The sequence below is a fragment of the Nocardioides flavus (ex Wang et al. 2016) genome (assembly GCF_014653115.1).
GTDB lineage: Bacteria > Actinomycetota > Actinomycetes > Propionibacteriales > Nocardioidaceae > Nocardioides > Nocardioides flavus.
The window spans coordinates 245,621-258,573 of record NZ_BNAD01000003.1 but is presented as its reverse complement, the minus strand read 5'-3'; the positions used below and the strand labels follow the sequence as shown (position 1 = coordinate 258,573).

Annotated in this window: 12 protein-coding genes; 8 read left to right on the top strand and 4 right to left on the bottom strand. The window is 71.5% G+C overall.

The window, feature by feature from the left end:
• Positions 1–2: 2 nt before the first annotated feature.
• Positions 3–1,094, bottom strand: a complete 1,092-nt coding sequence (locus IE200_RS08170) for an aquaporin (protein WP_191278892.1) — start codon at positions 1,092–1,094, stop codon at positions 3–5.
• A gap of 174 nt (positions 1,095–1,268) precedes the next feature.
• On the opposite strand from IE200_RS08170, the gene IE200_RS08165 reads away from it, so the two are divergent.
• The 4 genes from IE200_RS08165 to IE200_RS08150 all read left to right on the top strand — a co-directional run bounded on the left by IE200_RS08165 (position 1,269) and on the right by IE200_RS08150 (position 5,813).
• Positions 1,269–3,494, top strand: a complete 2,226-nt coding sequence (locus IE200_RS08165) for an NADP-dependent isocitrate dehydrogenase (RefSeq protein WP_191278891.1) — start codon at positions 1,269–1,271, stop codon at positions 3,492–3,494.
• A 20-nt stretch (positions 3,495–3,514) separates the two neighbouring features.
• A complete protein-coding gene (locus tag IE200_RS08160; RefSeq protein ID WP_191278890.1) occupies positions 3,515–4,204 on the top strand; it encodes a DUF6498-containing protein in 690 nt (229 codons plus the stop codon).
• Between the two features lie 73 nt (positions 4,205–4,277).
• Positions 4,278–5,525: an MFS transporter gene (locus tag IE200_RS08155; protein ID WP_191278889.1), complete on the top strand. Its 1,248-nt coding sequence runs from the start codon at positions 4,278–4,280 to the stop codon at positions 5,523–5,525.
• Between the two features lie 129 nt (positions 5,526–5,654).
• The gene (locus IE200_RS08150) at positions 5,655–5,813 is read left to right on the top strand and encodes a hypothetical protein (protein WP_191278888.1); all 159 of its coding nucleotides are present in this window, start codon (positions 5,655–5,657) and stop codon (positions 5,811–5,813) included.
• A 42-nt stretch (positions 5,814–5,855) separates the two neighbouring features.
• Here the strand turns inward: IE200_RS08150 and IE200_RS08145 are convergent, their stop codons facing one another.
• From IE200_RS08145 to IE200_RS08135, 3 genes are all read right to left on the bottom strand, one after another.
• On the bottom strand, positions 5,856–7,049 hold the full coding sequence (locus IE200_RS08145) for a hypothetical protein (RefSeq protein WP_191278887.1): 1,194 nt from the start codon (positions 7,047–7,049) through the stop codon (positions 5,856–5,858).
• Positions 7,046–7,567, bottom strand: a complete 522-nt coding sequence (locus tag IE200_RS08140) for an RNA polymerase sigma factor (RefSeq protein ID WP_191278886.1) — start codon at positions 7,565–7,567, stop codon at positions 7,046–7,048. Before IE200_RS08140 ends, IE200_RS08145 begins: the two co-directional genes overlap by 4 nt.
• Before the next feature lie 77 nt (positions 7,568–7,644).
• Positions 7,645–8,913 (bottom strand): lipase family protein, encoded by a 1,269-nt coding sequence (locus IE200_RS08135; RefSeq protein WP_191278885.1) that lies wholly within the window; start codon positions 8,911–8,913, stop codon positions 7,645–7,647.
• Positions 8,914–9,084: 171 nt separating this feature from the next.
• On the opposite strand from IE200_RS08135, the gene trpS reads away from it, so the two are divergent.
• The 4 genes from trpS to IE200_RS08115 all read left to right on the top strand — a co-directional run bounded on the left by trpS (position 9,085) and on the right by IE200_RS08115 (position 12,821).
• Complete coding sequence (trpS, locus tag IE200_RS08130; RefSeq protein ID WP_191278884.1) at positions 9,085–10,104, top strand: tryptophan--tRNA ligase; 1,020 nt, start codon at positions 9,085–9,087, stop codon at positions 10,102–10,104.
• A gap of 9 nt (positions 10,105–10,113) precedes the next feature.
• Entirely contained in the window at positions 10,114–10,623 is a 510-nt protein-coding gene (locus tag IE200_RS08125; protein WP_191278883.1) for a 2'-5' RNA ligase family protein, read from the top strand.
• Position 10,624: 1 nt separating this feature from the next.
• Positions 10,625–11,683, top strand: coding sequence for a YihY/virulence factor BrkB family protein (locus IE200_RS08120; protein ID WP_191278882.1), 1,059 nt, complete (start codon positions 10,625–10,627; stop codon positions 11,681–11,683).
• 265 nt (positions 11,684–11,948) lie between these two features.
• A complete protein-coding gene (locus IE200_RS08115; RefSeq protein ID WP_191278881.1) occupies positions 11,949–12,821 on the top strand; it encodes a hypothetical protein in 873 nt (290 codons plus the stop codon).
• The last annotated feature ends 132 nt before the right edge of the window (positions 12,822–12,953 follow it).

The following is a 12,953-nucleotide window of genomic DNA, read 5'->3' as shown; positions in this document are numbered from 1 at the left end:
GGCTAGTCAGGCCTGCGCACCTGGGTGCGGCCGTCGTCGTCGCCCTCCGGGTTGCCCCAGTGGCCGGGAGCGCCCTGGCCCGGGTGCTGGCCGGGCTGCTGGGCCGGGGGCGCGCCCCACTGGCCGGGCTGACTGGGCTGCGCGGGCTGCTGCTGCGGAGCGGGCTGTCCCCACTGGCCGGGCGCGGTCTGCGGTGCTCCGTACGCCGGGTCGGGCTGCTGGGGGGCGGCCGGCTGGCCCCACTGCTGCTGCGGGGGAGCGCCCCATGCGGCACCGGGCTGTCCCCAGCCGCCCTGCTGGCCCTGGTTCCACTGGGCCTCGTAGGTGCCGGGGACGAACTGCTCCTTGCGGCCGCCGCCGAAGTTGAGGCCCGAGCCCGCGACGGGAGCGGCGCCCTGGCCGAAGAGGAGCGGGTAGGTGAGACCGGCGATCGCGGCGCCGAGCAGCGGGGCGAGGACGAACAGCCACAGCTGCACGATCGCGTCGGTTCCGGCGAAGACGCCGACCCCGATGGAGCGGGCCGGGTTGACCGAGGTGCCGGTCAGCGGGATCGCCATGAAGTGGATCATCGCGAGCGCGAGGCCGATGGCGAGGGGGCCGAGCGCGACGTTGACCTCGTTGCGCTCGTCGGTGACGGCGAGGATCACCCACAGGAAGATCGCGGTCAGCACGATCTCGAGGAGCAGCGCGGCCCACCACGCGAAGCCCGAGCCCTGGTCGCCGAAGAAGTTCTGGCCCATGTTGCCCTCGGCGCTGAAGCCGTCGAAGCCGTTGCCGAGCCCGAACAGCACCGCGCCGGCCAGCAGGCCGCCGAGCAGCTGGGCGGCCATGTAGATGCCGACCTGGTTCCACGGGAGGCGGCCCCCGAGCACGGCGCCCAGCGTGACGGCCGGGTTGAAGTGCCCACCGGAGATGCGTCCGACGGCATAGGCCATCACCACGACCGTCAGGCCGAAGGTCAGGCCCGTGGCGACGAGGTCGCCACCGCTGTAGACGGCTGCGCCGCAGCCGAAGAACACGAGCACGAAGGTGCCCAGTGCCTCGGCGGTGAACTTCTGCCCGGTGGTCGGTGTGTCTTCGACGATGTCGCTCATCGCGAGTCCCCTCAAGAGTCAGGTCGGCCGTACCCCGCGTAGGCCACGGTGAGCCTAGCGGCGTGGCCGGAGCGGTGCGAGGGTAGGCGAGTCGCCACGTACGGCGCCGTCAGGTATCTTGACGTCAAGAGTTATGCCCGGATCAGATCGCGATCTACAGGAGCTGTCCCACCCATGGCCAAGATCATCTACACCCAGACCGACGAGGCGCCCCTGCTGGCGACGTACTCGTTCCTCCCGATCATCGCCGCCTACGCGAAGACCGCCGGTGTGGACGTCGAGACGCGCGACATCTCCCTCGCCGGCCGCGTGATCGCGCAGTTCCCCGACCGCCTCACCGACGAGCAGCGCCTCGACGACGCCCTGGCCGAGCTCGGCGAGCTCGCCACGAAGCCCGAGGCCAACATCATCAAGCTGCCCAACATCTCCGCCTCGATCCCGCAGCTCAAGGCGACCATCGCCGAGCTGCAGTCGCAGGGCTACGACCTCCCCGACTACCCGGAGAACCCCCAGACCGACGAGGAGCGCGAGACCCGCGCCCGCTACGACAAGGTCAAGGGCTCCGCGGTCAACCCGGTGCTGCGCGAGGGCAACTCCGACCGCCGCGCCCCCGCGTCGGTCAAGAACTACGCGAAGTCGCACCCGCACTCGATGGGCGCCTGGAGCAGCGACTCCAAGACGTCGGTCGCCACGATGGGCCACGACGACTTCCGCAGCAACGAGCAGTCCGTGGTGATCGACGGCGACGACACGCTCTCGATCGTCCACGTCGGCACCGGCCCGGACGGGACTGCGGCCGAGACCGTGCTCAAGGAGGGCCTGGCGGTCCTCGACGGCGAGGTCGTCGACGCGACCTTCATGAGCGCGGCGGCCCTCGACGAGTTCCTCGCCCAGCAGGTCGCCAAGGCCAAGGCCGACGGCGTCCTGTTCTCCGCCCACCTCAAGGCCACGATGATGAAGGTCTCCGACCCGATCATCTTCGGCCACGTCGTGCGCGCCTACTTCGCCGACGTCTTCACCCAGTACGGCGAGCAGCTCGCCGCCGCGGGCCTGTCGGCCAACGACGGCCTCGGCGCGATCCTGTCCGGGCTGGACAAGGTCGAGGGCGGGGCCGAGATCAGAGCCGCCTTCGAGAAGGGCCTGGCCGAGGGCCCGTCGCTGGCGATGGTCGACTCCGACAAGGGCATCACCAACCTGCACGTGCCCTCCGACGTCATCATCGACGCCTCGATGCCGGCGATGATCCGTACGTCAGGCCAGATGTGGAACGCCGACGGCGAGCAGCAGGACACCCTCGCCGTCATCCCCGACTCCTCCTACGCCGGCGTCTACCAGGCCGCGATCGACGACTGCCGCACCCACGGCGCCCTCGACCCCGCGACCATGGGCTCGGTGCCCAACGTCGGCCTGATGGCCAAGGCCGCCGAGGAGTACGGCTCGCACGACAAGACCTTCGAGATCCCCGCGGCAGGCAAGGTCGAGGTCCGCAACGGCGCCGGCGAGGTGCTGATGTCGCACGACGTCGAGGCCGGCGACATCTGGCGCGCCTGCCAGACCAAGGACGCCTCGATCCGCGACTGGGTCAAGCTGGCCGTCACCCGCGCCCGCGCCTCGCAGACGCCCGCCGTCTTCTGGCTCGACGAGACCCGCGCGCACGACGCCAACCTGATCGCGCTCGTCACCGAGTACCTGAAGGAGCACGACACCGACGGGCTCGACATCCAGGTGATGGCGCCGGCCGACGCGACGACGTACTCCCTCGAGCGCATCCGCAAGGGCGAGGACACCATCTCGGTCACCGGCAACGTGCTGCGCGACTACAACACCGACCTGTTCCCGATCCTCGAGCTCGGCACCAGCGCCAAGATGCTCTCGATCGTCCCGCTGATGAACGGCGGCGGCCTGTTCGAGACCGGCGCCGGCGGCTCGGCGCCCAAGCACGTGCAGCAGCTGGTCAAGGAGGACTACCTGCGCTGGGACAGCCTCGGTGAGTTCTTCGCGCTGGCCGCCTCGCTCGAGCACCTCGCCGGCTACGCCGACAACCAGCGCGCCAAGCTGCTCGGCGACGCCCTCGACCGCGCGACCGAGACCTTCCTCAACGAGGACCGCTCGCCCGGCCGCAAGCTCGGCACGATCGACAACCGCGGCTCGCACTTCTACCTCGCGCTCTACTGGGCCGAGGAGCTGGCGAAGCAGACCGAGGACGCCGAGCTCGCCAGCGCCTTCGCCTCGCTGGCCGCGACGCTGCGCGAGAAGGAGCAGACGATCGTCGACGAGCTGCTCGCCGTGCAGGGCAAGCCGGCCGACATCGGCGGCTACTTCCGCCCCGACCCCGAGAAGGCCGAGGCGGTCATGCGACCGTCCGCCACCTTCAACGAGGCCCTCGCCTCGCTCGGCTGAGTACGCGGGACGGAACGACGATGACCACGGGGGAGCAGGGGCTGCCACGCGCACCCCTGCTCTCCTCGGTCTCGCTGGTCGTCGGCAACCTGCTGCCCATCTGGGCGGTGTGGGCCGGGCACATGTCGGTGGGCGACGTCTTCGTCGTCTACTGGATCGAGAACCTCGCCTACTGGGCGATCACGATCGTCAAGGTGCGCACCGCCCGCGGCGTTCCCGGGCCGTCTGCCGGCAGGATGCGCCTCAACGGCCGACCGATCGACCCGGACCGACCCGGGCCGCTCGCCTTCTTCTTCGCCCTGCACTACGGGATCTTCACCCTCGTCCACGGGGTGTTCGCGTTCGTGATGGCGTTCATGGCCGGCGGCGAGCTGCACCCCGGGTCGTGGGTCCTCGCGGGGCTCGCGCTGGGGTTGAGCCACCTCGGGTCGCTGTGGCTCAACTGGTTCGAGGGCGGCGAGCGCCTGCGGGTATCGGCACCGACCGCCATGTGGCAGCCCTACCCGCGGATGCTGGTGCTGCACGTCGGCATCATCCTGGGCTTCGGCCTGGCCATCGACGCCGTCGGCTCGGCGGAGACCCCCTCCGGTCTCCGGCAGCTGGCGCCGGTGCTGCTGCTCCTCGGGCTCAAGACCGTGGTCGACCTCGCGCTGCACCTGTGGGAGCGGCGTCGCGGCTCGGTGCCGGCCGCCGTGGTCGACGCGGCGTGATCCCGCCCACGCCACGCCGCGACGCGCGGGCGGCAGGGAACAAAACCTCCCCCGTCCGTCCTTGCGGGAGGTGATGACGACGACTGCTGCGACCACCGACCTGCCCGACCGTCCGTCGGCGAGCGACCTCGACGTCCCGTCGGTGACCGCCCGGCACTTCGGTCTCGCGGTGCTCGCGCTCGCGATGGGCGGCTTCGCCATCGGCACCACCGAGTTCGTCACGATGGGCCTGCTCCCGCAGATCGCCGACGGCGTCGGCGTCTCCATCCCGACCGGCGGTCACGTCATCTCGGCGTACGCCGTGGGCGTGGTCGTGGGCGCCCCGGTCCTGGCCTTCCTCGGTGCCCGCCTCCCGCGCCGGGCGCTGCTCGTCGCGCTGATGGCGGCCTTCGCGGTCGGCAACGGGCTGAGCGCGCTCGCCACGTCGTACGAGCAGCTGGTGGTCGCGCGGTTCGCCGCCGGTCTGCCGCACGGTGCCTACTTCGGCGTCGCGTCGCTCGTCGCCGCCAGCCTGGCGCGCCCCTCGCGCAAGGGCCGCGCCGTCTCGCTGGTGATGCTCGGGCTGTCGGTGGCCAACGTGATCGGCGTCCCGGCCGCGACGGTGCTCGGGCAGGAGCTCGGCTGGCGGGCCGCGTTCTGGGCCGCGGGCGGGCTCGCCGTGCTGACGCTCGCGCTCGTGGTGTGGTTCGTGCCGTCCGTGCCCGGCGACGCCGGCGCGAGCGGGCGCCGGGAGCTCTCCGCCTTCAAGGTCCCCCAGGTCTGGCTGACCCTGCTCGCCGGCGCGATCGGCTTCGGCGGCATGTTCGCCGTCTACTCCTACATCGCGCCCGTCGTCACCGACGTCGCCGGGCTGGGGGAGCGGTGGGTGCCGGTCTACCTGCTGTCCTTCGGGCTGGGCATGGTCGCGGGCACGTGGCTGGCCGGGATCATGGCCGACTGGTCGATCTTCCGCTCGCTGATCATCGGCGGCGTCGGCATGGCCGGCACGATGCTGGCCTTCTGGGTCACCGCCCCGTACGGCTGGGCAGCGCTGCCGGTGGTCTTCCTCATCACCACGCTCGGCTCGGTGCTGGTGGTCAACCTCCAGCTGCGCCTGATGGACGTCGCCGGCGAGGCGCAGACGCTGGGGGCGGCGATGAACCACGCCTCGCTCAACATCGCCAACGCGCTCGGCGCCTGGCTCGGCGGACTGGTCATCGCGGCCGGCTGGGGCCTGCGTGCCCCGGCGCTCGTCGGCCTGGGCCTGTCGGTCGCCGGAGTAGCGATCCTGCTGCTGTCGGCCGCGCTGCACGTGCGCGGGCGCGAGGACGTACGGGCCTGAACCTCCCCGTTCGGTTGCGTTCGTGTTGCACGGAGTTAACACGGGCGGAACTCCTGCGTAGCCCGGGTTTGTAACGATCAAATCCACGCAGGGCGGATGGTCCGCCCCAGATCATCCGGAGGGGCGCAGATGGACGAGGACAAGATCGCACGTGAGATGGAGCGTCGCCGACAGCTGGCCGACCGCAACACCGGAGCGGTCGTCGAGCTGCTGAGGCGGCGTCAGGAGCTGCGGGGGATCTATCCCGCGGCCGACCTGGTGGCGGAGAACGTCGGCTGGGTCGTGTGAGGCGAGGTCCGCACGCCCCGGGCCCCTGCCGGGCTCACGCGCTCAGCTGAACCCCGGCAGGGGCCGCGGGGACCACGTCGCCCCGTCGTCGGACGAGCAGCGCAGCTCGTCGACGGCGCCGGCCTCGACCGCCACGCACACCTCGTCGTCCGCGACGAACACCGAGGTGTCCGCCGACGAGAGGCGCATGGGTCGTGCGTCGCCGTCGGGGTCGATCCGGACCAGCCCGTCGGTCCCGGTCGTGAGGTACGTCGTGCCGCCGGGTCCGACCGCGAGGGAGTAGGGGTCGCCGATGCGGTCCGCGCCCATGGTCTCGAGGCCTCTCACCGTGGTCCAGGTGCGGCCCGCGTCGGACGACACCAGCACCTCCTGGACGGCGAGGGAGTAGTCGTCGGAGGCTGTGCTCGTCACCACTGCGACGTGGTCACGGGCCCCGGCCACCAGAGGTGTCCCGTAGCTCTCCGGCGGGGTCGGCCTCGGGTCCTGCCAGGTGCGACCGTCGTCGGTCGCCTGCACGCCCCACGCCACAGGGTCGGCCGTGGTGGCGACGAGCCGCCCGGACGGGGTGACGTAGGAGTTGCCGACCGCGGGGCGTCCCGGCGGCTCGGGCATCGCGACCAGCGCGCCGTCGCGCAGCAGCCGGCTGCCCTCGGAGGTCAGCACGGCGGTGTCGCCCGCCTGCAGGGGAGCGCCGCCCGGCTCCGCCGACGCGACCGACTCGAGGTCGCCGTCGGGGGTGAGCAGGAGCAGCTGGTCCAGGTGCCCGTCGACGAGCCAGCCGTCCGGCACCGTCGTGACCGTCGGTCGCTCGGCGTCGAGGAGGTCACCGGTCACGTCGTCGCCGTTGCGCAGGGTCCAGGCGAGCTGGCACGGATCGGCGGGCCTGCCGCACGCCCGCCAGAACGCGACGGTCGCCCCGTCGACGGCCGACACGTGCCAGGCAGTCACGTCCTCGCGACCCAGGAGGTGGCGGACCCCCTCCGGCAGGTCGGGGTCGATCCGCGACGCGACGTCGTCCGTCCGGGTGCCGTCAGCCGGCGGGGGCCCGGCGTCCCCGGCGGGACGCTCCCCGAGCGCGAACCCGGCCACGGTGACCACGACCGCGGTCGTGATCGCGCCGGCGATCGTCGTACGACGTCGGCGGCGGCCGGCGCGTGCCCGGTCGAGGACGGCCTCGAAACCGGGCTGCGGCGCGCGCTCGGCGATCTCGCCGGGGACGTCGGTGGACAGGCTCATCGGGGGCTCCCTTCGGTCTCGGGCTCGGGCTCGGACTCCGCGAGCAGGGTCGCCAGCGCCGTACGTCCGCGGGCGAGCCGCGCCTTCACGGTGCCGACCGGTGCGCCGACGGCGTCAGCGACCTCGGCGACCGGGAGGTCGGCGAGGTGGTGCAGGGCGATCGCCTCCCGCTGGGCCGCGGGCAGCTCCCGGAGTGCGGCCAGCAGGGCGACGCGGTCCTCCGGCAGGTCGGCGTACGACTCCTGGGCGACGAGACGGTGGCTGACGGCGCGGAAGAAGCGGTTGCGCCGCCACCGGGTGCGGGTGACGTTGAGCGCGACCGTGCGCAACCAGGCTTCGGGGTTGTCGGCCTCGAGGAAGGCACGCGAGTGGTTCACGGCCCGCGCGAAGGCCTCCATGACCGCGTCCTCCGCCTCGACCGGGTCACCGGTCACGCCGGTCAGCTGGCCCACCAGCCGCCGGTAGGAGGCGTCGTACACCTCGTGGACGCGGTCGACCGCTGCGTTCCCCCGTGGCATGGCCCACCTTCCCATGGTCGTCCGCCCTTTCCCTGACGACTCATGGGAAGGCGGGCCGGTTGCATCCCGCCCGCAGGTCAGATCAGCCAGCAGTTGCTGATCTGGGGCAGGCCGGCGAACCGCGCCTCGAAGAACGGCAGCGCCTCTGCGACGTGCGGGACCATCCCGCCGACGTGCAGCGGTGCCACGTTGGTGTGCAGGCGGACGTTGGCCCCCTTGCCGCACCACGACCTCGCCATCTGCTTGCCGACGGCGTACGGGATGACGTCGTCGAGCGCCGAGTGCGTGACCAGCACCGGAACGGTCGGCTTGATCGTCCCGATCCGCTGGGCCGCGACGATCGACCTGAACGGCTCCGCGTCCATCAGCGTCGACATCGGCTGGCCGTTGTAGCTCAGCGTCGAGGACTTCACGAAGGCGTTGTTGAGCAGGTCGAAGACGCATTCGGTCTCGACGCGGTCGCTGGTCGCGCGTCCGTTCGCGTTGAGGTACGGCGTCAGGTCGACGTCGTAGCTCGCGGACAGGCCGCGCAGCGCGAAGAACGCGAACGAGGAGTAGAGCCCGCCGTCGAGCGTGGTCGCGACCCTGTCGAGGTCGGCTGGAACGGCTCCGACGACGGCGCCCTTCACCCGGAGGTCGGGGGCGTACGTCGAGGCGAGCTCCACCGCCGCGGCGGCCGCGCCGCCGCCCTGCGAGTAGCCCATCAGCCCGACGGGGCTGGTGGAGCTCAGGCCGGTGTCGGGGAGTCGCTGGGCGGCGCGGACGACGTCGAGCGTCGCGCGCCCCTGGGAGACGCGGTCCATGTAGGTGTGGATGCCGACGGTGCCGAGCCCCTCGTAGTCGGGCATCGCCACGGCGTAGCCGCGCAGCAGCAGTGACTCGATCCCGACGCCCTCGTACTCGATGCCCTCGGAGAACTGGCGCGACGGGGCGCACCGGTCGGCCATGCCCTGGGTGCCGGGGGAGTAGCCGATGACGGGGCGTGAGCCGAGACCGATCCACGGTGCGTGGGGGACCAGCACGGTGCCGGAGACCGCGATGGCCTTGCCGGCGCGGTTGGTGCTCTTGTAGAGCACGCGCTGGGCGTTGCGGACCAGGCTCGTCGCGTCGAGCGGGTCGAGCAGGAACGTCATCTTCTCGCTGCGGATGACCGCGCCGTTGGCGCTGGGCAGGGTGGCGGGCGTCTCGTAGAAGGGGGGCCGCGGCGGCTCCTCGACGGCGGCGTGGGCCGACGTCGTGCCGAGCGCGGTGACCGTGACCACCGCGGTGATCGTGGTGGTGAGCAGGGTGGTGAGTGATGCGATCGCGCCGGCCGTCCGAGCCCGACGACGTGATGGTGCTCCCATGGTGGGTTCCCTCCCGGGCCGGACCGCCCGGCCTCCTCGCGAAACCTACTGGTGAGTCACATCACACTGGCAATGTGACATCAGTCACACCGCAACCTCCGTACGGGTGAGCGGTGCCGCGGGGGTGGGACCGCGCGCGGGCGTCGGCGCGCACGGTGAGAGACTGGCGCCATGTCGACCACGACCGCCTCGCGCCCGCGGGTCCTCTCCGGCATCCAACCGACAGCGGACTCGTTCCACCTCGGCAACTACCTCGGTGCACTGCGTCAGTGGGTCTCGCTGCAGGAAGACTTCGAGCCCTTCTACTTCATCGCCGACCTGCACGCGATCACGGTCGAGCAGGACCCCAAGGTGCTCCGCGAGCGCACGCTCGTCTCGGCGGCGCAGCTGGTCGCCGCGGGCGTCGACCCCGCCCGCGCCACGATCTTCGTGCAGAGCCAGGTGCCGGCGCACACCCAGGCCGGCTGGGTGCTGCAGTGCCTCACCGGCTTCGGCGAGGCCCGGCGGATGACCCAGTTCAAGGACAAGTCCGCCAAGGGCGGGGAGGGGGCTGCCAGCGTCGGGCTCTTCACCTACCCGATCCTGCAGGCGGCCGACATCCTGCTCTACCGCCCGCAGTACGTCCCGGTCGGTGAGGACCAGCGCCAGCACCTCGAGCTGACCCGCGACCTCGCCAATCGGTTCAACCACCGCTACAAGAAGACCTTCCGGCCGCCCGAGCCCTACATCCTCGAGTCCACGGCCAAGATCTACGACCTGCAGGTCCCCGAGAAGCAGATGTCGAAGTCCATCGGCGGGCAGGGCTGCGTGTGGGTCCTCGACGACGCCAAGGTGGTGGCCAAGAAGTTCCGCTCGGCCGTCACCGACTCCGAGACCGAGATCCGCTTCGACCGCGAGGCCAAGCCCGGCGTCAGCAACCTGCTGTCGATCCACTCCGCCCTGTCGGGGGAGAAGATCGAGGCGCTGGAGTCCGCCTTCGAGGGCCGCGGCTACGGCGACCTCAAGTCCGAGGTGGCCGACGTGGTGCTGGAGACGCTCACCCCGCTGCGCGAGCGCACCCGCGAGCTGCTCGAGGACCGTACGGAGCTCGAGCGGATCCTGCGCGAGGGCGCAGGCCGTGCGGGCGAGGTGGCCGAGGCGACGCTGCGCGACGTCTACGACCGGGTCGGCTTCCTGCCCGCGACTCGCTAGGGTCGACTGGTGCCGACCATCGGAGTAGCCATCGCGATCCCCGAGCCCTGGGCGAGCGAGCTCCAGGACTACCGGACCAGCGTCGGTGACACGACGGCCACGCAGATCCCCACGCACATCACGCTGATCCCGCCGGCCGAGGTCGCCGCGGACGAGCTGCCCGCGGTGAGCGACCACCTCAAGGCCGCCGCCGCCCGGGTGCCGCCGTTCGACATCCACCTGCGGGGCACCGGCACCTTCCGGCCGGTGTCCCCGGTCGTCTTCGTGACGGTGGCCGAGGGGATCTCGGGGTGCGAGGTGCTCGCCGACGCCGTGCGCCGGGGTCCGCTCGCGGTCGACCTGCACTACCCCTACCACCCGCACGTGACGATCGCCCACCACCTCGACGACCCCACCCTGGACCGGGCGTTCGCCGAGCTGGCGAGCTTCGAGTGCCGCTTCGCCGTCGACGCGTTCAGCCTCTACGTCCACGACAGCGACGCCGGCTGGCGGCCCACCCACGAGTTCGGGCTGGGCTGAGATGTCCGTCGTCTCGGACCTGGAGGAGCGTGTCGAGCGCGTGCGCGAGCGCCGGCCGCTGGTCGACCACGCGGTGCGCACCGTCGAGCACTACGGCAGCGTCAACGGCAGCGCCCTCGCGGCCGCGGTGACCTACTTCGCGTTCCTCTCCTTCTTCCCGATCCTCGCGCTGGCCTTCGCGGTGATCGGGTTCGTGGCGCGGGCCTACCCCAACGCCGACGAGGACCTCGTGACGGCCATCAGCGAGGTGCTGCCCGGCATCGTCGGGGAGCCGGACGGCCTCTCGCTGTCGACCTTCCAGGACAACGCCCCCGGCATCCTCAGCGTCGGCATCCTGCTCGCCCTCTACTCCGGGCTGGGGTGGCTCTCGGGCATGCGCACGGCCCTGATCGCGGTCTTCGAGGAGCCCGAGCGCGAGCAGCCCAACTTCGTCGTCGGCAAGCTGCGCGACCTGCTCGCGCTCCTGACGCTGGGCTCGGTGCTCATCGTCAGCGTCGCTGTCTCCGGCGTCGCCACCAAGGTCGCCACCCCGATCCTGGAGCTCGTCGGGCTGGGCGCGGGGGCGAAGCCGCTGCTGTGGGTCCTCGCCCTCCTCCTCGGCCTCGCGGCCAGCGCCCTGCTGTTCTTCGCCTTCTTCAAGCTCCTCGCGAGTCCTGACGTCCCGTCGCGGTCGCTGTGGTCCGGTGCGGTCCTCGGCGCCGTCGTGTTCGAGCTGCTCAAGCAGCTGTCGACCGTCCTGCTGCAGGGCACCCGCGAGCAGCCGGCCGTCCAGGCCTTCGGCATCGCGCTGATCCTGCTGGTCTGGATCAACTACTTCTCGCGCGTCGTCGTCCTCGCCGCGGCCTGGGCCCACACCTCGCCCGAGGCCCGCGCGGTCCGCGAGGCCCGTACGGTCGCCGACCAGATGCCCGAGGGGCCGCGCATCGACCTCGCCGCCGCGGCGCGCGCGGGCGTACGCACCTCTCCTGAAGCTGCTCCCGCCACCTCGCCGAAGGCCGCCTTCGCCGCGGGCGCCGCCGCCATGCTCGGCCTCGTCGCGCTCGTACGCCGCCGCCGCTGAGGCGATCGCCCGCCGCCCTCGCCCGAGCGGTGGCTGGCGCAGGTTCCGAGCTCGCAGAAGGTGTCTCACCCACCGTGCGCATACAGGGTGGGCCGCTGATCGTCCACAGACGGGCCACGTACGGCCTCCTCCACAGCACCGGTGCCGTCCGATGGCGGCGGAGCAATCAGACGGCTGCCATGGGCGCATGTTCTCCGTTCCTGATGAGTTCCGGAAGCGCCCGTTCACGCGAACCGAAGGCCTCGCCAGCGGCATCAGTCGAGGTGTGCTGCAGGGTCCCCAGTTCCGACGGATCCACGAGAGCGTCTACTGCCACGTCGACCACTCGCCGACCTTCGCCGACCGGGTGGCTGCCGCGAGGCTCGCACTCCCGGCGACGGCGCGAACCACCGGCATCACCCGGATCCAGGAGCTCGGGATCGATTACGGGCCGCGGCTCCCTCTCCACTTCGTGGTCGAGGGCGACCTCCACCTGGCGATCGAGGGCGTCTTCCTCCACCGCACGGTCAAGGCGCCACCGCAGGACGACGTCGGCGTCACCCCTGCGGCCGCCTTCGTGGCCTACTGCGCGGACGCCCGGACCATCGACGCGATCAAGGTCGGGTGCGAGCTGCTGCGGCTGAACCTCCTTGCCCTGCACGACGTGGACCAGATCCTGTCCGAGGAGAAGTGGCGTCGTGGCGTGCCGGAGGCGACATACGTCCTGGCGTATCTCACCGACCAGTGCCGTTCCATGGCCGAGGCGGAGCTGCTCGCGTACGTCGTGGCATGCCGGCTCGGGTCGCCGCAGATCAACAAGGAGGTCGAGATCGCGCCCGACGTCCGCGTCACCCCAGACCTGTGGTTCGGCCCCCAGCGAGCGGCTGCTGAGTACGAGGGAAGCCAGCACCAGGAGGATCGAGCCCAGTACAACGCCGACATCGACCGCTACGCGGCGTATCGGAAGCACGACGTGGCGTACGAGCTCGTCACCAAGGAGCGGCTGCGCACGCCCCGCAGGGCCATGCGGGCACTCCATGCGCTCCTCGTGAGTCGCGGCTACGACGGTCCGCCACCCGACTTCGGTGCTGAGTGGGATGCGCTCTTCATACGATTGTCCGACGTCGTCAGGCGCCGCACGCCCATCGGCGGTGAGTGACGCAGGTCCCGAGCCATCAGAAGGTGTCTCACTCACCGCCTTCGCGCCAGCGCGTACCCGAGCGGTGGGTGACGCACGTTGTCGACGCCCAGAACCTGCCTCACTCACCGCTCGAGGGAGGCCAAAGGCAGC

Coding starts and splice junctions, on each gene's coding strand:
- IE200_RS08165 (WP_191278891.1), top strand. CDS start 1,269: ATGGCCAAGATCATCTACACCCAGACCGACGAGGCGCCCCTGCTGGCG.
- IE200_RS08135 (WP_191278885.1), bottom strand. CDS start 8,913: ATGGGAGCACCATCACGTCGTCGGGCTCGGACGGCCGGCGCGATCGCA.
- IE200_RS08155 (WP_191278889.1), top strand. CDS start 4,278: ATGACGACGACTGCTGCGACCACCGACCTGCCCGACCGTCCGTCGGCG.
- IE200_RS08120 (WP_191278882.1), top strand. CDS start 10,625: ATGTCCGTCGTCTCGGACCTGGAGGAGCGTGTCGAGCGCGTGCGCGAG.
- IE200_RS08140 (WP_191278886.1), bottom strand. CDS start 7,567: ATGCCACGGGGGAACGCAGCGGTCGACCGCGTCCACGAGGTGTACGAC.
- IE200_RS08145 (WP_191278887.1), bottom strand. CDS start 7,049: ATGAGCCTGTCCACCGACGTCCCCGGCGAGATCGCCGAGCGCGCGCCG.
- trpS (WP_191278884.1), top strand. CDS start 9,085: ATGTCGACCACGACCGCCTCGCGCCCGCGGGTCCTCTCCGGCATCCAA.
- IE200_RS08160 (WP_191278890.1), top strand. CDS start 3,515: ATGACCACGGGGGAGCAGGGGCTGCCACGCGCACCCCTGCTCTCCTCG.
- IE200_RS08170 (WP_191278892.1), bottom strand. CDS start 1,094: ATGAGCGACATCGTCGAAGACACACCGACCACCGGGCAGAAGTTCACC.
- IE200_RS08150 (WP_191278888.1), top strand. CDS start 5,655: ATGGACGAGGACAAGATCGCACGTGAGATGGAGCGTCGCCGACAGCTG.